The organism is Campylobacterota bacterium, assembly GCA_020633995.1.
Classification (GTDB): Bacteria; Babelota; Babeliae; order Babelales; family RVW-14; genus JACKCO01.
Genome location: JACKCO010000003.1, coordinates 498216 through 524212 on the forward strand (window position 1 = coordinate 498216; position 25997 = coordinate 524212).

14 protein-coding genes are annotated in these 25997 nt (G+C 44.7%); 13 read left to right on the plus strand and 1 reads right to left on the minus strand.

Translation table 11 applies throughout. The features are described from left to right. Positions 1 to 9 precede the first annotated feature (9 nt). The 12 genes from H6679_02020 to H6679_02075 all read left to right on the plus strand — a co-directional run bounded on the left by H6679_02020 (position 10) and on the right by H6679_02075 (position 23848). The gene (locus H6679_02020) at positions 10 to 3366 is read left to right on the plus strand and encodes a hypothetical protein (GenBank protein ID MCB9493028.1); all 3357 of its coding nucleotides are present in this window, start codon (positions 10 to 12) and stop codon (positions 3364 to 3366) included. After that, positions 3363 to 5045, plus strand: coding sequence for a pilus assembly protein PilM (gene pilM, locus H6679_02025; protein MCB9493029.1), 1683 nt, complete (start codon positions 3363 to 3365; stop codon positions 5043 to 5045). Before H6679_02020 ends, pilM begins: the two co-directional genes overlap by 4 nt. A gap of 4 nt (positions 5046 to 5049) precedes the next feature. Next, the gene (locus tag H6679_02030) at positions 5050 to 5601 is read left to right on the plus strand and encodes a hypothetical protein (protein MCB9493030.1); all 552 of its coding nucleotides are present in this window, start codon (positions 5050 to 5052) and stop codon (positions 5599 to 5601) included. 395 nt (positions 5602 to 5996) lie between these two features. Then, positions 5997 to 8954 (plus strand): hypothetical protein, encoded by a 2958-nt coding sequence (locus tag H6679_02035; GenBank protein MCB9493031.1) that lies wholly within the window; start codon positions 5997 to 5999, stop codon positions 8952 to 8954. After that, the gene (locus H6679_02040; protein ID MCB9493032.1) at positions 8951 to 9280 is read left to right on the plus strand and encodes a nucleotidyltransferase domain-containing protein; all 330 of its coding nucleotides are present in this window, start codon (positions 8951 to 8953) and stop codon (positions 9278 to 9280) included. Before H6679_02035 ends, H6679_02040 begins: the two co-directional genes overlap by 4 nt. Positions 9281 to 9577: 297 nt before the next feature. Then, the gene (locus H6679_02045; protein MCB9493033.1) at positions 9578 to 11875 is read left to right on the plus strand and encodes an ankyrin repeat domain-containing protein; all 2298 of its coding nucleotides are present in this window, start codon (positions 9578 to 9580) and stop codon (positions 11873 to 11875) included. 57 nt (positions 11876 to 11932) lie between these two features. After that, positions 11933 to 12694 carry an ankyrin repeat domain-containing protein gene (locus H6679_02050; protein MCB9493034.1) on the plus strand — a complete coding sequence of 254 codons (762 nt, stop codon included), beginning with the start codon at positions 11933 to 11935 and terminating at the stop codon, positions 12692 to 12694. 1 nt (position 12695) lies between these two features. Next, positions 12696 to 15350, plus strand: coding sequence for an ankyrin repeat domain-containing protein (locus H6679_02055; protein ID MCB9493035.1), 2655 nt, complete (start codon positions 12696 to 12698; stop codon positions 15348 to 15350). Positions 15351 to 15535: 185 nt separating this feature from the next. Next, on the plus strand, positions 15536 to 16921 hold the full coding sequence (locus tag H6679_02060; GenBank protein MCB9493036.1) for a hypothetical protein: 1386 nt from the start codon (positions 15536 to 15538) through the stop codon (positions 16919 to 16921). Positions 16922 to 16998: 77 nt separating this feature from the next. Continuing rightward, positions 16999 to 19938 (plus strand): hypothetical protein, encoded by a 2940-nt coding sequence (locus tag H6679_02065; GenBank protein ID MCB9493037.1) that lies wholly within the window; start codon positions 16999 to 17001, stop codon positions 19936 to 19938. Positions 19939 to 20264: 326 nt separating this feature from the next. Beyond that, positions 20265 to 22472 (plus strand): ankyrin repeat domain-containing protein, encoded by a 2208-nt coding sequence (locus H6679_02070; GenBank protein ID MCB9493038.1) that lies wholly within the window; start codon positions 20265 to 20267, stop codon positions 22470 to 22472. 302 nt (positions 22473 to 22774) lie between these two features. Beyond that, the gene (locus tag H6679_02075) at positions 22775 to 23848 is read left to right on the plus strand and encodes an ankyrin repeat domain-containing protein (GenBank protein MCB9493039.1); all 1074 of its coding nucleotides are present in this window, start codon (positions 22775 to 22777) and stop codon (positions 23846 to 23848) included. A gap of 87 nt (positions 23849 to 23935) precedes the next feature. Here H6679_02075 and H6679_02080 read toward each other — a convergent pair whose 3' ends face one another. Then, on the minus strand, positions 23936 to 25000 hold the full coding sequence (locus H6679_02080; GenBank protein MCB9493040.1) for a hypothetical protein: 1065 nt from the start codon (positions 24998 to 25000) through the stop codon (positions 23936 to 23938). Positions 25001 to 25200: 200 nt separating this feature from the next. On the opposite strand from H6679_02080, the gene H6679_02085 reads away from it, so the two are divergent. Then, positions 25201 to 25974: an ankyrin repeat domain-containing protein gene (locus H6679_02085; protein ID MCB9493041.1), complete on the plus strand. Its 774-nt coding sequence runs from the start codon at positions 25201 to 25203 to the stop codon at positions 25972 to 25974. Positions 25975 to 25997 lie beyond the last annotated feature (23 nt).

A 25997-nucleotide genomic window follows, 5' to 3' on the forward strand; every position in this document is an offset into this window, starting at 1 on the left:
TAAGACGTTATGATGCATGTAGTTGTTTTTTCTTGTTTAGTTGGTCTGCTTGCCAGCACTCACGCTATGGTAATACCGCCGCAGCCAGCACCAGCTATGCCGAGTGCAAGTGCTGCTACGGCACTATTGCCACCAGCAGCGCCAACGCCATCTCCAATACCTGCTATGCCTACAGCTTCACAGACAGCTGCAGCGCCGCCTCCTGTTGCTCTTGGTCTTGATCCGTCAATGATGCAACCTCCAGTGGCACCGGCCGCTGGTGATCAATTTTCTCCAACATCATTAGGTCTTGATGCATCTGTGGCTCAACCGGCAGCTATGCCACTTGCAGGGCAGCAAGCAACAACAACAGTTGATATGAGTCAAGTTGCTCCAACTCAAAGCTTGGTTATTCCGTCGGTGCTTGAAGCGGAGGACCAGCAGGCTGTACAAGCACTTGAGCCGCTTGACGATCTTGCGTTTGATGAAGAGATGCCTCAGTCACCGTTTGCCAAGGAAAAAACGCCAGAAGAGCGAAAAGCCGAGAAGCAAAAAGCTCAGGTAGAAAAAGAAGAGGCTGAAAAAGCAAAAAAAGATATTTATCTCAATTTTGACAACACGGACCTGGTTAATTTTGTTAACTACATTGCTGAACTCAAAAAAATTAACATTATTCCAGAAAAAACAATGGAGGCATCAAAAATTTCGCTCAATATTCGTGAGCCTGTTGATGTTGAGGGTGCGTGGGACATTTTCATGACCGTACTTGAAATGTCGGGTTTTTCCATGGTCAAGATCGGCGACTTGTACAAGTTTGTGCCTAAAGATAAAAAGTTGACTGAACCTTTGCCTTCATATATCAACGTACCACTTGCAGCATTGCCAGACAACGACACAACTATTCGCTATGTTACGTTCCTTTCAAACTTGCAAGTAGGCGATATGCGTAGTTTGCTTGAGAGCATGCTTTCAACGCCGAGCGCTGTCATTGACCAGCGCGAGATGAACGCATTTATCATTACTGATAAATCGCTTAACATCAAAGCAGCTATGAAGTTGATCAACGAGCTTGACCAAATGGGTCTGCCAGAAGAAGTCACCGTCATGCGCCTCAAAACCGTTAACGCGGTCGATGCAAAAGAGTTGCTTGAAGCATTAATCAGAAAGCCAGATGGCAATCCATTAGCGCGCTTGCTTGGCAAAGTGTCTGAGGGAACGACCGAATATTTTTCACCAACAACGCGCATTGTTGGTGAAGAGCGTACTAACTCACTGATCTTAATGGGTAACAGCAAAGATATTAAAAAAATTACTGATTTTATTACCAACGAAATTGACAAAGAAATTAAAGAAGTTGAGTCTCCGTTGCACATTTATCCGCTCCAGCATGTGAGTGCTTCGCACGTAGCGCAGATTTTGCAATCAGTTACCAAGTCACCGCCAGGTAGTCCTGCTGGTAAGTATGGTTCAATTCGTGGTGGGGTGAAGTACTTTAAACAGATGACCTTTGACGTAGACGAAGATGGCAACAAACTTATTGTATATGCCTCAGACAAGCAAGACTGGAAGCTGCTGAAAAAGACGATTCAAGACCTTGACAAGCCGCAGCCCCAAGTTGCGATTGAAACATTGTTTGTCACCGTTGATATCAATGACAACAAACAACTTGGTGGTATGCTTAGAAACAAAAAACATCAGCAAATTGGCCGCAACATTGATGCACAAACAATACCACTTACAGGTGTTCCGACGCTTGAGTCTGCTGGAAGTGACCCAGTTAGCTTGTTGGGTAATTTAATTGATCAAGTGGTTGGTGCAAAAGGTGTCACCTCAATGACGTTTGGCAAAGTTGGTGACATTTGGGGTGTGCTGCGTTTGCTGCGTGAACACACCAACACCTCAGTGCTGTCACAGCCATTTATTACCACGGCAAATAAAACTGAGGCAACCATCACCGTTGGTGAAACACGTCGAATCTTGGAAGAAGAAGCAGAAGGTCGTACTGGTTTTATCAGTAAACAAGCAGCAACCTCCATTCGAGTAACGCCACAAATCAATCTTGATGGTATTATTCGTATGGATATTCAAGCAAACATCAAAGACTTTTCCGACATTGGTCCTGTTGGCGATACAACTGACAAAGAAATTAAAACAAACGTTACTGTTGCTGATGGCCAGGTGCTCGTACTTGGTGGTTTTGTTAAAAGCCGTGTCAGCGACGAACTTCAAAAGACACCAGTGTTTGGTGATATTCCTGTTTTAGGCTGGTTTTTTAAACAAAAAAAACGTACGACATTCAAGCAATACCTGTTCTTTTTCTTGTCACCAACGATTGTCAAGCCTCGTCAAACGCCAGGCATGAACCTGTACACCAAGATGAAGTTGCATCAAGCGACTGAGGATGTTGAAGAGGCCATTGAGACAAAAGATACGATTGATCCAATCCACAACTGGTATTTCAATCCTACAAAGGAACAGTACTCACACAAGGTTATTGACTTTGCAAATGCGCGTTACCAGCCAACGGTTGTTGACATTAAAAATGATCCGTTCTATCGAGCACAAGTTGGTGATACTGCTCGTGATGAAGCCTACGATCTGCAACTGCAAGCGTATGCAAATCAACAAAGTGGTCGTGTGCCGCAAGCAATAGACACTGAGTTTGCACCGTCTGCTCATCAGCCTCGCTTGGATGTTGAGCCAGTGCCAGAGCCAACTGGGTTTGCTTCATACGAAAAAGAATACAGCGCTAAGCACAGTGTTGCCCCAACATTGCCAGATGCCCAGCCAACTAAAAAAGTTGATAAGAAAAAGAAAAAACGCAAAGTTGTTCTGCCAAAAGCTGATGCACCGGTAGCACCTGCGCCAAAACCAGTTGAAGAAAAAAAGAAAAAAGCAGAGCCGATGCCAGAGCCAGGGCCGGTATTTGTTCCGCGCACAACAAAAATAGCTGATGACTTTGAAGAACAAATTGCGCATGTAGCCCAGCAGCGTCGGCCAAGCAGGCAGGAGCAGCGTGCGCAGCTTAAAAAATTACTCGGTGGCAGTGTGCAGCAAAGTGATGAGTCTCCAGACACGCAGCAGGAGCCGAGTCAAGATCCACTTGCAAACAAGCGCAAAGCGCTCAGGCAAATGTTAGGTGAACAAAGCCCTGCCCAGACCACTGTGCAAGAGCAGGAAGAGTCAAACCGACTTGGCTTGGGTCGGGGGCGTAAAAGTTTGCGTGAGTTTTTATCGGCTGATCGAACAAAAAAGCCGTCTCGCTCAAGCGAGCCAGAAGTAAACACGCTACGTCGTAACAGGCTTAAGGAATTTTTATCAAAAAACCCGGTCCTTGCCCGTAAGCAAGATGGTGATGCCAGCCAAGGTGAAAGGGTGAGCGCATGATTAAAGAGATTTTTTTTCCAGAATATTATGGGAAAAAGCGCTACATCTCAAAAACTATACTCAGCCTTGCAGTAACACAAGACCAAGTGTTTGCAGCACAGGTATATGCCAAGTCAAAACACAGTCAGGTACAAAAACTTTTGACGCAAACTATTGAGCAAAACCAAGATGTGTCAGAAAAAAAACGTACTGTCACAGCGCTTAAAAAAATCATAGAGCAGGTGACGCTTAAAGATATTGATCAAATTCGTATTGCGCTTCCTTCATCAATGGTAATTTTTAAGGAGTTGCAGTTTCCGTTTGTTGATCGTGAAAAAATTCGCCTGGTACTGCGTTATGAAGTCGAATCAATGTTGCCATTTGATATTGACCAGGCAGTTATAGATTTTATTGTGACCGACGAAAACAAAGAGCAAAACTCAGCAAGCGTACTGGTTGCGGTTGCTCAGCGCGAGGACTTAGACGAAGTGCTTGCTCTGTATCACGATGCAGACATAGATCCTGACGTGGTCACCATAGACCTGTTTGCTTTTTACAGTTTGTATCACCAAATACCAGAGTATGCTGATATCGCAAAAGGAAGTGCGTTGGTTGATGTTGGTATGCACTCAACGCGTGTTGCGTTTTTACAAAATGGTAAAATTCGCCTGACTCGTTACATCCAACGTGGCCTTGCAACCGTTGCCCAGCATGTCAGCAAAGATGCTGATATTTCAGTAGCCCAAGTACTTTCCCAGCTTAAAAACAACAGTTTTCCTGTTGCTGGGCAAGACTCATACGCACGAGCTGTGCACAAACATTTTATCAACTTTTTCAATGAGATTCAGTTTACGCTTAACTCATTTAGCCTCAAGCTTAACTTTTACGAAGGCGTAAACATGATTTTGTTTTTGGGCAAAGCCTATGAGATGAAAAATGTTATTCCCTTCGCAGCAGACACGCTACAGATAACTTGTCAGCTTTTTGATTGGCAGCGTATTTTTCAAACCAAGGCAGTAAAAAATAAAACAAAAATGTCATTTACGCAGGGTATCGACTATAGTCTTGCGCTTGGCAGCGCACTTAGCACGCCTAACCTCGCAGACTTTAACTTGCGCCGTGATAATGTTTCAGCACGTACGCGCAGGCTCATTGCAAAGCGTGCGATCAGCGTTGCCCTGCTCAGCATACTCATTGTCTGTGTGGTGGGTGCAAAAGGTTTTTTACAAGTTTCATATGTTGCAGACCGTGCTCAAGCAATTGAGCGTCGAGAATTTGCACGAATTAAAGCGGCACAAGTTTTTTCTCGCGGCAAGTTTCCAAAAAAGCCGACTCTTGCAAAGGTTGTCAAAGAGGCTGAACGTGTAGTTAACCAAAAAGTTGATTTATGGGCACCGTTTGCCAAAGAGCGTATGCGTCCGTTGACTATGTTGCTCGAGCTTACACGTGTCATTGATAAAAAAACTTTCGATGTTACTGTCACGCGTGTTACTATCAACAGCGATGAAGGAGTCACCAAAGGTGAGGTAGAAGGTTATTTTCGCTCTAAGACGGGTAGTGCACATTTTACTCATTTTGCAGAACTTGAAACACGCTTTAAAGATTCCCCGTTTGTACGTCTGACCGAGCAGATTAATGCAGTGCCAGCGGAAGAAAAAGGTGTATTGTTCACCGTCAATGTCAAGCAAAAGGAGGTGTAACATCATGACAGACTATGTAGGAAAAATTCTCGAGCGTATGCAAGCGCTTACCTCAAAACAGGCACAGCAAATATTTTTTGTATGGCTGGCGATCATTATTTCATGCTGCGCAACAATTGTGTACACCGTGCATAAAAAAAGTAATGCCTATGTTGAACAGATCAAACAGTCTCAACTGCTGACTAAAAAAGTTGCCCAGATTTTGGCACAAAATGAACGTATGAGTAAAGAAGAAGAGCGTCTTCGTCGGCTACTTGATCAAAATCAAGGCTTTACGATTAAAAGTTTTTTTGAGCAGTTTGTGCAGCAACAGGGCATCGCCCCAGACCCAGGATGGGATGCGCGAGCACAAAATGTTAATGATCAGTTTGATGAAGTACTGCTGCGCGCGACATTTCGCAACATGACAATGGAAAAGTTAGTAACCGTGCTTGACACCATTGACAAAAATCCGATCGTGTATGTGCATGAGGTGTCAATGCGTCGGGCCGAAAATAAAACCATGGTTGTTGATTTAACCCTGGCTACGAAAAGATATAAGACAACGTTAGAGTAAGGATTTAGATTTCGGCTTGTAGGCCATTTCCATCCAAAGTGATACAAAAGTAGTTGTAAGGAGACGAATTGTTACACATCGTCTGGATCCCCGACCGAGCCGGGGACGACCCAAGGGGAATGTGTGTCTCACTAAAAAAACTATTTTAGAACACTTTGGACAGTAGTGCTCGTAGGCCGGAATGACGAGTAGTGAGTGTGTACGAGTTGGTAAGTGAATCTGTACTGCAGATGGTCATCCCCGACGCTGATCGGGGATCTAGAAAATTGATATTCATCGTTAGAGTAACGGTAGGCAAAAAGCGTAGCGAATTAATAAGGTAAGAATATGCCCAAGATCGTCATCCCCGGCTTGATCGGGGATCTAGAACTTGGTTTTTCATTTAAGTGATTGGTATGAAAAAAAAGAGTGTGTTGTATCTAAGCATCATCGTCATCGGGATAAGTACTGCATGTCATGGTATGTCATTGCCTATGGCTCCAGGGCTTATGTCGCCAACACCTGCTCCAAGTCCGACTCCAGCACCCTTTTCTAGTGCTAGTCCTGTGGCTACATCCTCACGTATGCTTTCATCACCACCTGTTACCCCATTTCAAAAAATTGCTATGCCGGCGCCAATGACAGCAAGCACACCGCCACCAGCACTGCCAGCTACACCCCCAGCTGCGCCTGCTCCGGCCATGGCAGCACTGCCAACACCAATGGGCGCAACACCACCGGCAACATCGTCAGTTCCTGGCATGCCGCCAGCACCAACGCCAATGGCAGGTCCCAAGCCATCGCGCATTATGGGCATGAGTTCAACACCAGCACCACTCTTGCCAACGCCAGCTGCAACAACTATTGCACAACCACCGCAACAAATGTCCATGCCAACCGCTGCACCTGCACTAGTCTCGGCTATGCCCCCTGCAATGCCGGCACCTATCGCGCCACCAACACTGGGCATGACACCACCTGGCCCAGCTGCACCTGTGGCTATGGCGCCAACGCAAATGACGCCACAAGCAATGGGGCTTTCACTGCCAGCTACATCACCTGCTCCTGCAGCTGCTGGTCCGGCACAAGCACCGGCAACTCCGCTACAGCCTGTGCAACCATTGCAGCCAGTCGTACCTCCTGAGGGCGAAGTGATTACCGATGCTTCACAGCTTGGGCTGGACGAAGATGCTAGTGAAAAAAAGAAGGATGAAGAAAGCATTTATCTCAATTTTGATAATGCCTCACTTTCAAGCATTTTAAATTATTTGGCTGAGCAGAAAAAAATTAACATGATTCCAAACAAAGAGTTGGAAAATGTTAAAGTTTCGCTCTCCATCAGAAATCCGCTCACGCTAGAGCGTGCGTGGAACGTATTGCTAACGTTGTTTGAAATGAACAATTTCAGTTTGATCAAAGTTGGTAACGTATTTCGCATTATTACCAGCGCTGACAATGGTTTCCATCCATTGCCAACCTACTCGTCGGGCACCGGTACAGAACCTGAAGATCTACCAGATTCTGACTTGGTGGTCCGCTATGTCTACTTTTTCCGTAACATTAAAGCTGAAGTGGCAAAGGGTATTTTGGGCAAAATGGTTGATGATCGCGGGGTGATTGAAAATCGCGACCTGAACGCGCTCATCATTAAAGACCGTTGCTTTAACATCAAAGCAGCGCTGCGCATTGTCAAAGAGCTTGACATTGGTGGCTTGCGTGAGGCTATTGAAGTTATTCCACTGCAGTGGGTGTCGGCCGATCACGTTGACCGTCTGTTTAAGAGCATCTTGAGTGAAGGTGGCGGCGATGATAAAAAAATTAAGTTTGTGCTGCCAGGACAGAAAAAAGAGTCAGCCTATTTTTCAAAAGATACCAAAATAATTCCTGACCAGATGCAAAACCGTTTAATTTTGCTGGGCACACAAACAAACATCAACAAGATCAAAAAGTTTATTGCCAAGCATATTGACCGTCCAATTGACGATGCACAATCACGCTTGCACATCAAAGAGCTGCAATACCTTAAAGCTGCTGACATGAAAGGTTTGATTGAGCGTATTGTTGAACCACCAGCAACAGCGGGTGAAAAAGCCGTGGTGGTAGAAGGTGGTTATAAAGTCTTTGAAGACGTGATCGTCAAAGACGAAACGGGCGATCGTAACGGCGACTATGGCAGCGGTAACCGCATTATTGTTGCCTGTAACCGTGACGACTGGCGTAGGCTTGAAAGTTTTATCGACAAGCTGGACAAGCCGCAGCCGCAGGTTGCCATTGAAATTATGATTGTTGACGTTGCGCTTGAAAAAGAACGTCAGCTTGGTGCACAACTCTACAACATTCGTGGCAAAAGCCCAGGCATGGGTATCTTCAGCGTTGACTTTCAAAACTTGAACGCCAACAAGTTTTTTGCAGATTCTCAAGGCGACAACAGGGAATTAATCAAACTTGCAACAAGAGACTTTGAAGGTAAGGATAGCCCGGCGTTTATCTCCCTGGGTAAAGCAGCAACACAAGCAGACCCAGACAACAACAACATTTGGGGCATGGTCAAAGCGTTGCTCAACACCGTTAATGCAAACGTTATCTCGCAGCCGTATCTTGTTGCCAATAATAACGAAGATGTATTGCTACGTCTGACCGACAGCAGACGTGTTGATGGTAGTCTTAGTGAGCGTGGTATTCAGGTTATTCAGAAAAAGACCGATATGAATGCAATTATTGAGGTGCAACTCAAGCCTCACATTAACTTAGAAGGTAACGTTGACTTTAACATCGACATCAGTATTGACGAGTTTCAGCCAAGTGACGTTGGTGGTCAGCCAGTAACCAACAATAGAAAAATGAAAACAAAAACATCGATGCTAGCTGGGCAGGTGTTGGTGCTTGGTGGCCTGACACGCTCACGTTTGAGTGAGTCACTGCACAAAACACCAATTTTGGGTGACATACCAATTTTGGGTACACTCTTTAAAAATCGTGAAAAACAAAAAACTGAAACAAACTTGTACATTTTCATCAGGCCAAGCATCATCAAGCCACGCTTTGAAGGTGCGCCAGACGAATACACGCAGTTCAAGCTTGACTACGCTAAATATCAGGTTATGAAAAATGATGGCTACATTCGTGATAGCGATCCAATCCAACGTTGGTTCTTCAGACCAAGCAAACTTAGCATCAAACAAAAACTTGATGACAACAGACGTGGTGTACTGCGTGCTGTTGACAACTTCACTTTTGGTAAAGACCGTCCACGCGAAGTTGATATCAAGCACGACCCAACCTATCGTGGTTCTGAAGCGCTTGAGCGTGCAGCGCGCATTCGCCGACAGCAGCAGCTTTTTGCCGAGCAAGAAATGATGCAGGGTGAAAAATGAACGACGGACTAACGCCTGAGCGTAAAAATCATATTCTACGTGCGATGGAGTATCACTTTCCTGGTGCGAAAGTTATTTTGTTTGGTTCTCGTGCACGGGGTGATTTTCATGAAGGTTCTGACATAGACATTGCCGTTGATGCTGGTAAAAAAGTTGATCGTTACGAATTGTATCGTGCTCGTGTAACAGTTGAGCATTTGCCTTTAGGCCTTAAAATTGATTTAGTTGACTTTCATAGAGTCTCAGAGCTTTTACGTGAAGTTATTGAAAAAGAAGGCGTTGTATGGAAAAAAAGGAAGACGCCTGTTTTGTTGTTTTTGAGTTAACAACGAAACCTCAAAAAACACTTTGGATAATAAAGGACTCCGATCCAGGGTTTGTTTCTAAAGTTCTAAGTCTAAAATTTATTTACGTGTTATTGTGGATCCCGGTTCGTATCCCCTTGTCGAGCAATAGGACAGGGTCATCCCCGATAGCCCTCCACGAAAGTAGGGGGCGGGGCTCCAGAACTTATTATTTCCTCAAACCAAACATTCCTTTTAAACTAGACTATTGATTTATATCTGTATTTTTTAACAGACTTAAATCAATATGGATAATTCGTTTGAAAAAAAGGAGAACATGTGGACAAAAAAATCTTACTGTTTTTTTCTATGAGTTTATTGGTTGCGGGACATGTGTCAGTATGGGGTCAAGAGACTAACATAGCCGATATCTTACCCATTGATGCTGATGATGAGAGAACCGATCAGGAGAAACTATTTGATGCAGTTAAAATAGGCGATATTGATACTGTCAAAGCCTTGATAAGTGGTGGTGATGTTGATCTAGATCAGCGAGATTTAACGGGTAAAGCCGTATTGCACTATGCTGCTGATAAAAAAGATGCACCGGGGTTGATGAAAATATTGGTTGATGGTGGTGCCGACGTCAACATTAGAACACAGCAATTTAGCCAAAAAAAGGGAATGTTAGTTGATGAAGGATATCGACTAACTCCTCTACATATGGCTGCTGCAAATGAAAATGAAGCGGCAGTTGAAGCCCTTTTGAAATCATCAAAGATTGATCTTAACTTAAAAGATTTTTCAGAGATGCGGCAAACGCCGCTGGCCTATGCACTTAGTTATAACAAAGAAAAAAATATAGCAAATAAGCTCGTTGATGCTGGGATTGAGGCAACTGGGAGTGATTTAGCCAATGCTCTGAAAAAACGTTACACAGGCATAGCAAAAAAGCTTATACAGGGTGGTGCTGACGTAAACTATAAAGGTCTTGCTGAGGCTGTAGAAAAAGGTTTGGGGGTTTCCATACTCAAAGAGGCTTTGAATAATAATGACCCTGATTTGCTTAAGTTACTCATGGATAAGGGAATAGAAATAGAGGATAAAGATGCTGCCTTTATAGCGATGAGATACCCACAATTTATGGGAGTGTTTGAAGAAAAGAATCCTAGGTTGAAAGAAGTTTTTAAAGATGCAAATACGTGGCAAAACATAGCCGATAAAATCGCAAAAGGTTTTTTAGACGATGGCGATATTAATTTGTTACAAAGCGATAGAATAAAAAACTTATCAAACTTTTTTGATCAAACATTGTTGCACATGGCAGTGCAGAGTGAGATAGGAGCGGGTACACATTTTAGAATTTTTAATAACATAAAACTACTATTAGTAGACGTAGGGTTAGATCCAAATGTCCAAGATCAGCGTGGCTTTTCAGCACTGCATTATGCTGCTGAAAAAGGCGATAGCAGTATCATACGATTAGTACATGAAAATAATGGCGATCTTAACTTAGCAGACAAAGGTAAAAACACACCACTGCACTTGGCTGTAGCAAAAGGAAAAATTGAAGCGACCAGAGCTTTAATTGACGCAGGTGCAGATGTTAACAAGACAAATCTTGACGGTAAAACACCACTGCATGTTGTTGTTTTGGAGCATAAAAATAAAGATTTTGCGGCAGCACTTTTTAGTGCACTTGAGGTAGCAGGCGCAGACTTAGAGGTTCGTGATCGTGATGGTAAAACGCCACTTCATCAAGCTGCGGGTACTGGTAACATTGAAATGCTTGAAAGGCTTGTAGGTGCAGGTGCTGACGTTAATGCACGTGAAAATATAAAGGTAACTAACGAATTGACAGGAGAAGCAGAGCTTAAGCCACTTGGGAATATGCCTTTGCATGCAGCTATCAGAAGAGGAGAAACACAATCTGTGAGCATGTTGTTAAAAAATGGTGCTGATCTTAGTGCTCGTGATGTAGATGGTAAAACTCCCCTTGAGGCTGCGGTGAGTAAGGTTGTACCACTTGGGCTAGGGACCACAAACAAGGAAAAACAAAAGGGTTTTGTGGAAAATCTTAACGCAAAAAAAGAATTGATTAAGTTACTTGTTTTGGAAGGTGCTGAAATAACGGATGAGGTCAAAAGACTTGCAGAACAAGATGTCACAGATTTCAACTTTAAAAAGTATCTTGAGAAGCTGGAAGTAGATGTACAAAAAGAACAGGGGCAGCCAACCAAAAAGAGGAAGTCGTACGGACTGAAAGATTTCTTCGGTGGTTTCAAAAAAAAGAGAAAAATATCTGAAGAAAAACTAGTGACCAGAAAAGCGCCTGAAGCAAAAGATTCAGATCCTGAGCAAAAAACAAAGCCAGCATTTTCAAAAGTTACGGTACAGCCAGGCCAAACGCTTCTCGAGGCAGAAGAACAAAAGCCTGTTCGTCCTGGTCCAATTCCAGAAGGAAGACGAAAAGCATTATTTGACCAAGCGAGTAAGAAGGCAGCAGTAGATAAATCAATGCCAGCTAGCAAGCGTAGACCCGATCCAAGAAAAATTTGGAAAAATCCGTATGAACCACACAAGCCTGCGCCAGGCATTGATCGCTCAAAATTAAAAGATGCAGCCCGAGCTGCATAAAAAATAACGGCGGGGTAGCGCCCCGCCAAAACCCTGTTGGGGGTAAGGAGTAGGGAGATGAAAAAAATTCTTATCTGGTGTGTCTGTCTTCACACCCTTGCAGCATCAAATCTTGATCAAGCTGCACATCTATCGCAATTTAGTTACAACGCCCACTACAATGCTCCCAAAATTAAAGTACGCCACGAGCAACTGCTTGCCCAGCTGTTAGAGGGTGACGAGCAGGAGCAACAGCAAGCACTGCTTGATTTAGAGTCAACCATATCCGGACAGACCGATTTTTTTGGTCAGCTACAAACAATACCTGGTCTGGACATGAGTACAGCCCGTGTGCTCAGTGCACTTATGGGTACGCTGCTTATTGACAATAGCTATCTTGACACCTTGTCCTACGTTGAAGGTAAATTTGACAAAGCCCAAGCAGAGCTCAACAGGTTACTAGCAGACAAAAAAAGTTATGTTAAAAAGTTGGGACAAAAAGGATATGACAAAGCGGTTATTGAGTCTAGACAACAAGCACAGTCGCTTGCGCAAGAGTACCAACGGCTAACAGAGCTCAATAACGAAGTAAAAGAAGAGCGGGATAAAGTTGTTGGTCAGCTGATGGTCAGCGCTGCTCGGCTTGGGTTGTATCGTGTCATTAAGCTGATGCTTGAGTCTGGTGCTGATGCCAACCTTGTTGACCAGCAGGGAGTGACAATGCTTTCGATCGCGCTTGAGCGGGATGATAATGAGTTGTTTTGTTTGCTGCTTGGCTATGGTGCCGATGTAGCCGTTGAAGTGTTACGAGAAGATGATGAGTTTTGTGAGGAGGAGTGAGGTGAAAAAGATTAGTTTTAGTTTGTTATTAGTGCTTGCTGTTACTCAAAGGCTATCTGCAGAGGAGTTACAGCCTATGCAGCGAAAAGTAGTTAATGAGATGCGAGCTGCCCTGTTAAATCAGAGTCAAAGTCCTAAGGCATTTGAAAAGTTGTCTAGAATGCTCAAGGGTGAGATTGATTATTTAGGTAACGAGCGTACTACTAAAGATGCTACGACTGAATTGATAGCAAAAGAAATTCTCTTTGCCGATTTGACGATTAAAAATAATTTAAAAGTTGCAGATGCTGAGGTTGTAACTGCAAAAGAGACGCTCGAAAATGATTTAAAGAAACTTAAAATTAAGGGAAAAACACTTGAGCAAAAAATGGCTAATGCTGCTGCAGAAAAGGCTAAGGCTGATAAAAAAATTGCAGGGCTACAAAAGGAAGGTAAAAAAATTCCAACTAGCCTGTTGGCATGGTCAACGAACCTAGATCTAAACTCACGTATTGCTCAAGAATATCAGAAAAATCAGCAGGATCGGCTTGATTTACCTGCAAAGTTGGAGCAGCGTTTTGGTGAGGTGAAAAAACAATTGCTTTTTCAAGGAGCGCTTTTAGGAAACGAAGAAGGAGTTAAAACGCTCCTTGATGCTGGTGTTAGAGCAGATACTAAGTATGAAGGCGATAACATTTTAGCATATTTGATCAGAGAAACAGATGATGATGAATTTGACCCCAGTATGTTTAAACTCTTGGTAGACAGAGGTGCCGACGTTAATGCTTCTGATGAAGAAGGTCGGACTCCACTTTCGTATGCTGCCAGCATGCGTAATGAAGATGCTTTTAAAATACTGCTTGAGCAAGGTGCTGACCCTAAAGTTTTAGATTTTGATGATCTGGATGAAGAATTTAAGGTGATTTTAGATGAACTTGAAAGCAAAAAGTTTAGCGATGTTAAGCAAGCGCTGAAAAAAGCCGATCCAAATGCCGAAGGCAAGGTTCTACAAGATGTTGCCGACAGGCTTGCCAAAATGGAGCCGGGTGCTGAGCGTGATGAGCTGGTAAAGTTTATCGTCAAAGATTCAGATGCCAATAAAGTATTTCTTGATGCAGTCAAAAATGGCCACACAAATATCGTTAATCTGTTTTTGGAAGATCCGGGCTTTGACCCGAACAAAGCCATTGACCCAACAACTGGTCGCAACGGGCTGCATTATGCTGCGCTAGAAGGCAACGATGATATGGCAAAATTGATGCTCAAAAATTGGGTAGCAACAGGACTTAAGGACAAGAAGGGTGGAGATACGCCGCTGGAAATTCGCCAGAAGGGTAAAGGCAAGAATAAGAAGTCGGGCATTGGTGATATCATACGTAAAGAGGTACGTAATCGTAGACGTTTCCGTGACGTACAGGATCATTTTGGGGTTTACGCTGAAGGCAAGCAAGGCAGGAGAAGAGAGAGGAAGCCAGAATATATTCAAGAATTTTTTAAGAACAATCCAGATATGCTTGACCGTCCAGGACCTAATGGAAAAACGCTACTGCAAGATGTAGTTGAAAAAGGTGATGTTGATTCTGCAAAATTTTTACTTGACCAAGGTGCAGACCCAGACGTTCAGGATAAAACGGGTAAGAGTGCGAGCATGCTGATTGAAGAAAGTAGCAACGAGAAACTCAAGACAATGTTTGCAATAACGATGCAAGAACGAGCACCGGTCTTGTCTGAAGACCCACCTGACTACAGTCCGAGACGAGCAGCAGAGCCAACGTACGAGCAAGCAGAAGATATGTTTAGAACTGTAGCAACTTCTGAATCAGCGAGTGATAAAGAAAAGACGTTTGAGGAACGAGTACAAGATGCAGTCAGAACAAATGATGAAGAAGCGTTTAAGCGGTTAGTAACACCAGAAAATACTGATCAAGTTAAAGAAATTATTAGAAATGAACGTAGGGCACTTGCAAAATCAATAAGGACTCCCGAAGTCCAAGAAGGGCTAACAGAAGAGCCCGCGTACATTGCCAATATGAATGAACGCTACGACAATTTTAATAAGGCCGTTGACGTTGCGGTTAAAGCGTATGAAAAAGTTGCTGCAAAAGAAAAAAAGAAAAAGCGTAAGTTCTTTGATGTATTTAAACCAAAAGATACCCTCTCCGACGAACTAAAAGCGGCGATAATTTCAGCAAATATTGCTGAAATAGAACGATTGACAACACCTGAAAATAAAAAAGCGGTGGTCAAAGAGATAGACAAGCAGCTAGGAGATAAAGTCTTCTCTGAGGATTTGTATCAACTGTCTGTGAAAATGACGGATGAACTTAAAGCTGAAAAAAAGAAACCGAAGAGAGAAGTGACAGCAATGGATCGTACAAAAGCTATGCAAGCAGCTTCCTCTTCGGGCAAAAAGCGTCGACTACCATCACTTCCGTCACTGCCATCGTTGCCAAAACGACCAAGGCTTGGAAGTAAAAAAGTAAAAGAACCATTATTTGAAGAAGTTGAACCAAGACGAACACCTGTTCCAGAATCGGCAGAAGATCGTCCAACGGGTTCACGTTGGCCTGTTACACCAACAAAGCCTGACCTGCGTAAGCCGCAGCAGGCACCACCATCGCTTGATATCGATGATGATCTTGGTGCTGCAAGACGGGCAAGTCAAGTTGGATTTTAGAGGGTGAGAGTATTACACGTTGTCGTTCCCGCCCCCTGGTCAAGCCAGAGGACAAGCTTGAGGTGACCGAGATTATCTCCTGATCAAGCTAAGGGTAGGCTTGAGGTGGAGACCAGGGCGAAGAAGATGAAGTATGTGAGTAACGGGGCGGCATGTGCGCCCCCAAAAAAAAATAAGGAGAAATGGTGAAGAAAATTTTTATTGCGTTGTTTTGTGTGTTGTTTGCCAGCAGTGCCTTGATGGCCATGGATCCTGAGAAAGAGACTAAAGTAGCAAGTGCTTCGGGCAGGCTTGTTTCAAAACTTGTAGAGGGAAATGGTCCAGCATTGGCAGAGCTCAACAAGTTGCTTGCTGATCCGCCTGATATTGAGGGTAGTAAGCGTATGCAAGCGTTGGCTGCAGCGTTGGAGGATGCTTTTGGTGTCAAACAGAGCCCCGAAGATGTACAGAAATTTGTTATGGGACGGCTTTTGACCACAAAAGAAGAAGATAATTTTTTAAAAACATTTACGGACAAGAAAATTGCAAAATTTGAAGAAAAGAAATCGGATGATGCATTTCAGAATGCAAGAGGACTCAAAGCTCAACAAGAAGGATTTATAAATAAGTTTAATACAGAGGATGGGCTGAAGGATGTTTTGTTTGATGCTGCCAGAAAGGGGCATGGAGATATCGTTAAAAATTTGACTGGTGGCATAGGGGATAGGGGTCCTTTTGACAAAACATTTGATTTAGAGGTAGAGCGTACTATATACGAACCTGAAGTTGATAAAAATGGTTTACCCACTGGGCGCGATAAAGCTGTTCAGGTGCCTCTTATACGAGATGTGCTTAGAGGCGGTGACCCAGACATGTTTAAGTACGTGGTTGATGAAGGCGGAGAAGATGTTGTTAGACAACTTACTCCAGCCGACCTTGCAGGTCGTGAATTTGGTAAAATGCTTGCAAGTATGAACGAAGAAGGGCGAGAGATTGCTTTTCGTCATTTAAACGATAAGCAAAGAAAAGCAGTGAGCACAGCGCTGGATAAAGCAAGTAAGCAAAGTGCGTGGGGCCAGTTCAAGTCGCTGCTCAAGGTTTCGGGCGAAGAGGAAAAATTTCAAGAGCGCGTGAAGGGTGTTGAAGAGGCAAGGCGTCAGTTTTTTGGTGACGATGATCCAGAAAGAGTTGTCGATGAGCCAGAGGAGGCGACGCGTAAGAAAGTTAAAGCTGCAGAAGACAAGAAGCCTAAGAAAAGATTCCCTTGGCAGAAGGATGACGATGCTGATAAGACCGTGAAACCAAAGGAAAAGAAAAAAGTAATGGATGTTGATGATGCTGAGAAGAAAAAGAAAACGTTTACATTTGCGCTACCAAAGCGGGATAAAAAGCCTGCTAGTACTGTAGTAGGACGAGATTCTGAAGATAAAATTGGATCTTTAGAGCGAATATTGGATAATATCGCAGGCTACAAAAAGACAACAAAGGCATTTTCTAAAGATCGAAAAGCCATCAGCAGAATTAGAAAAGATGCCAAGAAAAATTTGAAAAAGGAGCGTAAAGCTGCGAAGACAGCATCAATGATCCCATAAAGCTGAAGGATGGGGCGCTGAGGCGCCCCTAGATCCCGGCTCAAGCAAAAAGTTCTGACAGGTGAAAGGAAAAAAGAGTGAGCGCAAAAGGCTTCATGGTATTGACGTTGATCGTGCTCAGTGCAAGCGGGTTTGTGTCTGCAAGTGAGCAAGGGCAAAAGATAACCAAAGACTTGACCAAAGCAGTTCTGTCGCTGACGCGTGAGCTAGACAAAATGAGCGAAGATGAGCGCGGCAGCCGCAAGGTCAACTCCAACAAAAAAGCCTATGCTGGACTAAATGCATTGTTGGTAGATCCGCCCAAGATCGAAGGCAAGTTTATGCAAAAAATTGCCGACGCAATGGAGGGAGACAAAAGTCCTGAAGCCGTTAAAAATTTTGTACGTCGTCGGGTGTTGACCGGTGGTTACCTGGGTGGTGCGCTGGCAGACAAAAATTTGAAGGCAAGTTGGTTAGAGCAGGAAGATATGAAATATCTGTCCACAAAATATAGCGCTCGAGATGGGTTAAAGAATGTGTTGTTTGAGGCAGCGCGCCAGGGCCATGGCGAGGTAGTCAAATATTTGACTGACAAAGATGCTGCGGGGCGAAAAACATATAGCCTTAGCGTGCAGCGTGATGGATTGAAAGAAACGTTTGGTGGACTGAGCCAAAAGCAGGTGAACGTTTCGTTGATTCAAGACGTGCTCAAAGGTGGTAACACAGACACGTTTAAATACGTGATGCTGGAAGGCGGTACCGTGGTTGCCGACCAGTTGAGCCCTAAAGATGTTGCGAGCAGTAAGTTTGCTACCATGCTTGCAGCTATGGACAGTGATGACCGAGTGATAGTGGTTAGTCAGTTGAATAACGAGCAAAAAGCAAGCATGAGCAGTGCGCTTGCAAAAGCGGACAAAAAAAGTGCGTTTGGCAAACTCAATGCGCTGCTGAGTGAAGATGAAAAATTTAAAGCTGCGTTTGAGCAGCGTGAGCGGGCGGTACCTATACAGACTAAGGAAGAAAAAGCAGCAGCAAAAAAGGTAGAAAAAGCAGACCTGGTTAAAGCAAAAGCAACGACCGACGCCGCACTTGCTTTGATGCGTGAGCTGGACAAGACGGGTAAAAACGAGCGTGGGACGTTTGATGTCAGCTCAAACAAACAAGCGTATGCAGGGTTGAATGCATTGCTGGTAGATCCGCCTAAGATTGAAGGCAAGTTTATGCAAAATATTGCCAAAGCGCTTGGCACCGACGATGTTGAAGCGGTTAAGAAATTTGTGTTCAACGATGTGCTAACGGGCGGTCATTTTGCACGCAACAATGCTAAAAAAGATCCGCAGGCGAGTTGGCTACAGCAGCAAGAAATGGAGAGTTTTTCAAAGCGATATTTTAGTGGCGATGGCATGAAGAATGTGTTGTTTGAGGCAGCGCGTCAAGGCCAGTCAGATATTGTAAAACACCTGACTGACAAAAACAGTGGAAGCCACAAAACATACAGCCTGACCACTGAGCGTGGTGGGCTGAAAAAAGTTGCGATAGGTTCACCTATTCCTGGTGGCAAGCAGGTGGCACTCATTCAAGACGTGTTGGACAGTGGTGACACGGCCACGTTTAAATACGTGATGCAGGAAGGTGGCACTAAGGTTGCCGACCAACTGAGCAGCAAAGATGTTACCAGTAGTAAGTTTGCCACCATGCTTGCAGCGCTGGACAGTACAGATCGAGTGATGGTAGTTGACAAGCTCAGTGACGAGCAAAAAGTGAGCATGAGCAGTGCGCTTGAAAAGGCAGATAAAAAAAGTGCGTTTGGCGAACTTAAAGGGAAGCTTGAGACTGAAAAAGATTTTGGTGATGCACTCGCGAAGCGTGGGCGGTCAGTGCCGGTCCAGACCAAGGAAGAAAAAACAGCAGAAAAAAAGGTAAAAAAAGAAAACATTGCTAAAACAAAAGCAATGACTGGTGCAGTGCTTGATTTGATGCGTGAGCTTGACAAGATGGGTAAAGACGAACGTGGTACGCACAAGGTCAGCTCAAACAAACAAGCGTATGCAGGGCTGAATGCATTGCTGGTAGATCTACCCAAGATTGAAGGTAAGTTTATGGCAAACATTGCCAAAGCGCTTGGCACCGACGATGTTGAAGCGGTCAAAAAATTTGTGCTCAATGATGTGGTGACCGGCGGTTACCTGCGCAGTGCGCTGGCAGACGAAAATCTAAAAGCAAGTTGGATAAATCAGCAAGATATGGACTACCTGTCAAAAAAATATAGCGGCGACGGCATGAAGAATGTGCTGTTTGAGGCAGCACGTCAAGGTCAGCGTGAGATCGTCAAATATCTGACAGACGACAGCAGCGAGAGTGTGAAAAAATATAGTCTGACCACTGAGCGCGGTGGGCTGAAAGAGCGGTTGGTAGGTTCGGCAGAGCCTGGTGGCAAGCAAGTGGCACTCATTCAAGATGTGTTGGAGGGTGGTGACACGGCCACATTTAAGTACGTGATGGAAAAGGGTGGCAAAGCTGTAGCCAAGCAGCTAACGGAAAAAGATCTTTCAAACAGTAAGTTTGGTGCAATGCTTGCCGGCATGGACGGTGACAGTCGTGAGGCGGTGTTTGCACAGCTTGAGCCAGAGCAAAAACGTACCGCTTTTGCCTCGCTTGAAAAAGCAAGCAAAACAAAAACAGTGCCGGTTGTGAAAAAAGATGTTGCCAGTGAGCAAGCAGAGGAAAAAGTAGCAGAAAAAACAACGCCTGAAGAGGAAGGTGCAAAGACTGCGGTGCAAGCAGCAGCTGCGAGTGTTGATGATAAAAAAGTTAAACCTGGTTTTTTTGTAACGCCTGATCAACAAAAAAAGCGTGCGGCAGACAGCATTGAAAAGCGCCTTGCGCCTGATAAAGATGTGGCAACGGCAAAAGATGCTGCAACGGCGCCTGATAAACCATGGCAAAAACGAACCATACAGCCTACAGATAAAACGCCGATTAAGCCAGTGCCTGTTGATCTGCCAAAGGCTGCAAAGCAGGCAGGGCTAGGACGGTAGTGAAAGCGGGGCGCTTATGCGCCCTAGATCCCGGCTCGGGGGCTCCCTTGGTCAAGCAAGAGGACAGGCTTGTCAAGGGTAAGGCTATGGCCAGGCAGGGGTCACCCCCGGCTTGATCGGGGATCTAGAAATAGGAAAAATCATTATCTGGATGCTGAAATAAATTCAGCACGACAGAGCGGGAGGATATTTAAATCCTATTGGAGATGCTGTAAGAAAAGCTTGTTTCCTTACTTGACAAGGGGTCATCCCCGGCTTGATCGGGGATCTAGAAATGGGAAAAATCATTATCTAGAAAAAGGGAAAAATAAAACAAAGGAGAGGTCGTGAAAAAACAGTTTTTTATAGTCTTCCTGCTAAGTCTGTGTACGGGCCAACTTGCGGCGATGGGCTTTGGGCCTGAGAATATGGGAAAATTTAATCGAGCGCTTGCAGATGGTGATCAGAATGCATTTAACCTGCTTAATAATCTGCTTGCTGGCAGGGTGACTATTGTTGGTGATCCTAACCCATCAGGAATACCAGGAGGAACAACATTGGGATATGTAGATGCGGTCTTGACTGGTAAACTTGGTACAGAGTTGATTGGTGATGATCTTCGTGTGCAGGTGCTTGCCAATGAGTTGCGCCAAGAAAAACCAAGGGTTGAGGTGTTGACGTATTTTGCACAGTACGTCACAGAAACTGAAAAACCTACAATGGTTGATAAAGCACTAAGCGCTGCCATTACACCGCAAAAGCCAAGGATCGTGCCACCTGCAACAATATGGGCAGATGCGCTTGCGCAGCTGAGTGAGCAGGAGCGTGTCGAGGCGCAAGAAAATATACGTAGCTGGGTGAGTGATCTGGCTGCTGACAGCCCGGAGGACAAAGCAGTCAGCGATTTATTGGTACGTGCGATTGAAAAGAGCGACAAAAAAAAGGAAAACAAAAAGTATGATAGTTTTTCGCGCTTTCTGCTGGAAGGTGGGGCTGAGCCAAAGATTACAACGAGTGATACTAAGTTGCGAAATAAAATTGTTGCCTTGCGTGAGCAGTACCGTAAAGCACCTGCAAAACCGGCAGGTGTTGTTACACCTGATCCAGAACAAGGCCGTCCAGCGCCAGTGCAACCTGAGCCGGATTCTGCCAAACGAAGTGATCTTAGTGATAAAAGAGCACTTGAATTGTTTCGTGGCCTGCGTAACGATGATAGTCAAGCTATTGCAGAGCTTAGAGCGCTTATGTCCAGCCCTAGTCAGCTAGAAAACGATTATGCAAAAATGATTGTAAGTGGTGAGTACGTCAGCGTCATGCTTAAAAGTGAGCAGAGAATCATGGAGAAGTTTAAGACTGGTCATACCGGGATGAGTGAAGAAGAGCAGAAAAGAAGAAAGGCTTTTATAAAAGAGCTTGAGCGTGAGATGGAGCAAGGGGTTGATTTGCGTTCAAAGTTGCCAGAGATTATGCGTGAGCCGGAAGTTGATAGGCCGCAAGAGTTTGTTGGTATAGGCAAGGTGGTACGTCAGCCGATTGTTTTTGCTGACAGTGGACCAGAGCCAGAACGAGAAAAAAAGCTTAACGAGTTACTGAGTCAAGATTTGATGGAGCGTATTCGTACGGGTGCTGACCTGTCAGATGAAGATTTGGGCGTGCTCAGAACGTTGGCGCGTGAGCAAAGCATTGATGTCATTGATGAGTATGGTAAGACGTTGCTTGATTATGCAATCGAGCGTGATGACTTGAACTTGGTTGATATCGCGTTGCAGGGTGTTGACCCAAATTATAAAGACACTGATAACAAGACACCGCTGTATCGAGCGGTTGAGCAAGGCAAGTATGAAATGGTGCAGCGGTTGCTTGCCAATCCAGACCTGGATGTTAATCAACTAAGTACTGACAGCAATAAAACAGCATTGCACATTGCAGTAGAGCAAGGTTATTCGGGTATTTTTAATTTGTTGCTTGAGGACGAGCGCGTTGATACTTCCATCAAAGATGTCAAGAAAAAAACGGCCATGAAAATTATTGATGAAAAAATCGAGGCTGCGTCAAAGCGTGGTGACGCTGACGCGCATGAGCGACTCAAGCAAATGCGCAAAGATTTGAAAACAACCATTGCCGCTGACAAGGCGGTTAAGAGTGCTGAGCGCAAAGAGCGTTGGAGCCAAAAACTTGATGCACTCTTTCATCCATTCAGAAAGAAGCGTGAGCGTGAGGAGCGTGCATCACTGCTTGACGAACAGGGCCAAGCACGTAGTGTTACCGGCCAGATCGAAGAGGATGTTGAGCCGGCTAAAAAGAAGCGTAAGCTGTGGATACCAAAAAAATCGAAGAAGCGTAAGTTTATGCAGCTTATCGATGATGAAGAAGATGACGAGCCGTTCAGAACATTTGATGAGTCTGAGCGCATGGTTGTTGATGAGCCAGAGACAAAACGCGTGCCTGTTGAGCCAGTGGAAGAGAAACGAGTTATTTCTGGTGGCGTTAAGGTGTTGCCGACACTGCCGGCTGCGCGTGTTTCGCAGTTTGGTGGTGCTGCTCGCCTACCGTAGTGATAAGGATTTGACGAGTTCTGGACCCCCGATCGGAGTCGGGGGCGATGAGGGTTGGTAGTAAGTAGGGTTACGTTATTAAATTGATGTTGAACATAACAGTGTCTTCCTGAACTTGTTTCAGGATCCAGAAATTAGGAAAAGTCATTATCTGGATGCTGAAATAAATTCAGCACGACATGTAGGTATAGTAGTTTTTTTACAATGCGCTGTACAAGTTTGATTAGAGAGCGACTTAATGAGTGAGTTGCAACTTCGAGCGTCATCTCTTTGATGTTAGTAGACCATAGTAAGGGAGGCTTATGAATACCCTGTTACTCGTAATCATGTGCTTGCTGCAACTGGCATGTACGAGTGTGCGTGCGCAGGCGTTACTTACTCCTGCCAGTGATCAGCACATATTCAAGACTGAGCAGCACACCATCGTGCAAACGCAGCAATCGCTTGTAAGCAACGGTCAGACCAACCAACAAGAACCGGATAGCGCGCAACAAAAACTTACAGACATTGCTCGCCGTATGGAGTTTGGTTTGCCCATTGAGCGCAAGGTGTTAATGGAGCTGCTTGCCAACAAGCAGGCTGATGTCAATGCACTGATCAAGACGCCGGGCAACATGGGTAAAACACTGCTGCATTTTGCAGCTGAGTACGGCTACGTTCAAGAGGCGAAATTGATTATAGCTCATCGCAGTGATGTTGATGTCGACAAAGAAAGTTTTGATGGCAAGCGCGCTATTGAGCTTGCTCAACAGCAGGGTAACGCTGAGCTCGTCAAATTGTTTGTGCAGGCTGGAGCGGGCGAGGTTGAGCAAGAAGATGAAGAAGAAGAAGCCGGTGAAGGTGGAGGTGATGGTGGTGGCGATGATGATGATGCTGAAGACAGGCAAGAAAATGACGACGCTACACCTGTTGTGGCTGGTGATGATGCTGGTGAAAGTGAAGCGTCTGATGAATCTGAGCAGGTAAAAGAATTGCAAGAACGAAAGATTGTACAAGAAAAAGGAACGCAAAAAAAAGAAAAGAAAAAGTCATTAGTCAATGAATGGATGCAGGCAATTTTGAATAGCATTAAAGACGGTGGCGATCAGGAAGTGAAGCCTGAAGTTGTGCGTGATGATGTCAGTGTAGAAAAAAAACAGACAGTCGAAAAAGAGCAGACTTCACGTCTTGAGCGTTTTAAGAATATAACGGTTGAAATTGTTGCACCAAAAGTTGAAGAAGGGGTGCCTCAGACCAAGGTGCAGGAGTCTGGACCTGAAAGAGCGAGTAGAAAAGTAATCGTGCCGCCCATTGTGCAAACGCCTGCGGCTGAACGTGTGCCTGATGTTGACGCGGCTACGCTGCAACGTGCACGCCAGGCGGAGTTGGTTGGTTAGTCAAATGAAAACATTTATCTGGATCCCCGACCAAGCCGGGGACGACCCAAGGGAGATCTTATCGTGTTTGACGTCATGTTATCCCTACTACGCAACAGCACTCTGCGCATAAACCGTTTCAACAGTTAACTCGTCGCGTGCGGCAGCATTGCGCTCAGCAACTAACTTGTGTTCGCGAATGTTGTACAAAATGCGTGCGAGTGCGTCAAGGTGTACGCGCACAACCATGTTATCTTTTTCCTGGCTCTGTTTTTCAGAGCACACATCAAGTTCAATGTCATCGCGTTGATGTTGTTCAAGAATATTGAGTGCACTGAGCAGCTGGTAGTACGCATGTGGTTGTGACGAAACTAACAAATGGATATCTTTTTTTGGTTTAGACTCACCATCTTTTGTGGCAATAGCTTGGGCGCGTGGGCAGCAGTCAGTAAGCCACTGGGCAATGGTGCAGGCGGTGGTTGCTCGTGGCATAGTCCCTGGTGCATCAGCTTTAACAACGGTGTAAGAAATGGTTTCGGGAATAAGCTGCTTGGCTAACTCGTCTGCCATGGTGCGCTCATCGTGTATGCCAGTAATGTTGAATGTTTGTTTGAGAAACTCTTTTTCTTCTTTAATGAGTGCACGTCGCCCAGTAAGCAGTGTTAGCGACTCAACCTTGATGTTACCGCTGTTAATGCGTGAGACAGCATGTTTAATGCGATCAACAAACGCTTCAACGCGAGCTCCAAGCACAAGTGCTGATTTGTAACTATTTTTTGATGGCAAAATAAGTTCGGTCAAGCCAAGCTGGTTAAACAGTGCGGTAAGGTCTTGGCGAATTTGTGTGTCAAAAACACCATCTTGCACGTTCCAACGTTCTTTGGTGCGTAGCCATTTTTTTTGTGTTGTTTGTACAACGTGGTCGATGCCACCATCGGCTGGAATGTCGTACAGATTAAGTACTTTAGCAAGCATAGGTGAAGGTTTGTCTACAGTTTCATCCCAAAACAGGGAAGGTGCTTTTTTTGGTTTTTCAAACGTGTACAGTTGCTTGTAGCCGTAGTAGGCAGAGATTGAAAAGCCACTCAAGATTGAGAAGGCCATAACATAAAAAATGAAATCGTACTTATTGATTTTGAGGCGGTCAAGAACAGCTTCTATGCGTGCTTTCATGGGTTGCCTTCTTTGCTCAGTTTTTTGGGGTGGGACTCTCTTTTTTTGTTAGGGACCTTGAGTATATCATGGTTTATTTTTAATTGCATATGGGGGCAAGGCTTGCCTGCTTATGAAACGAGAGTGTTGATCTAGTGACTGGGTTCGTGGTATGGCTGGGGTGTGAGTAGTCTTAAGTACTTAGCATTAAAGGGGTAGATGTGAAGATGATGAAAATACTGTTGGTTGTGATGTGTTTGTGTACAGGGTTTGGGCAGCTGTATGCTATTGAAGCATTGAGCAGGTTGGTAGATCGTGGTGCTGAAATTCAACAAGACTTTGAAGCTGAAGTGAAAAAAGCAATAGCTGACGGTGTTGATTTAAACACAAAATTTGGGCCAGACCAAAAAACACTTTTATTGTATGCACTTGACTCTGATAACGATAGCGCTGCAAAAGCATTGCTTGCAGAAGGTGCTGACCCAAACGTACGTGACATTAATGGACGTTCACCGTTGACAAGTGCACTTGAAGTGAACGACGAAGGGTTGACAAAAGCGCTGCTTGATTCAGGTGCATCAACACGATACGTTAGCCCAAGTGTACTCAATGCAGCTGATTCTAAGCTTAAAACGATGATTGAAGATCGTAAAAAAAATCGTGATCAATTTGCCAAAGATATGGGTGCAGCCCTCAGGGCTGGTGATCATGAAGCAGTTGCCAAGTTAGTTGTGCAGGCAAAAAATAATTTGGGGCAGGGTGATATGGTTCGCCTGCTTACGTTGGGCAAAGATATTGTACCGATGATGAATGAACAAGGAATGCTTCACAAATTTGCACAGGACTTTGATAAAGATGCTGGCTTTGGTGAGGCACTCAAGGCGATGCTAGCAGCAGGCGCTGACCCGAATGTACAAGATAGTGAAGGCAACAGTGTGTTGAAAACATTGCTAGCAGCCCAAAGCAGATGCTGCCAAGCGGGTTGCTGCTGCTGAACAAGCGAGGAAGGATCAGCAAG

Excerpts from the sequence above, each read along its gene's own strand:
- H6679_02020 (MCB9493028.1), top strand. The coding sequence starts at position 10 with ATGATGCATGTAGTTGTTTTTTCTTGTTTAGTTGGTCTGCTTGCCAGC.
- pilM (MCB9493029.1), top strand. The coding sequence starts at position 3,363 with ATGATTAAAGAGATTTTTTTTCCAGAATATTATGGGAAAAAGCGCTAC.
- H6679_02030 (MCB9493030.1), top strand. The coding sequence starts at position 5,050 with ATGACAGACTATGTAGGAAAAATTCTCGAGCGTATGCAAGCGCTTACC.
- H6679_02035 (MCB9493031.1), top strand. The coding sequence starts at position 5,997 with ATGAAAAAAAAGAGTGTGTTGTATCTAAGCATCATCGTCATCGGGATA.
- H6679_02040 (MCB9493032.1), top strand. The coding sequence starts at position 8,951 with ATGAACGACGGACTAACGCCTGAGCGTAAAAATCATATTCTACGTGCG.
- H6679_02050 (MCB9493034.1), top strand. The coding sequence starts at position 11,933 with ATGAAAAAAATTCTTATCTGGTGTGTCTGTCTTCACACCCTTGCAGCA.
- H6679_02075 (MCB9493039.1), top strand. The coding sequence starts at position 22,775 with ATGAATACCCTGTTACTCGTAATCATGTGCTTGCTGCAACTGGCATGT.
- H6679_02080 (MCB9493040.1), bottom strand. The coding sequence starts at position 25,000 with ATGAAAGCACGCATAGAAGCTGTTCTTGACCGCCTCAAAATCAATAAG.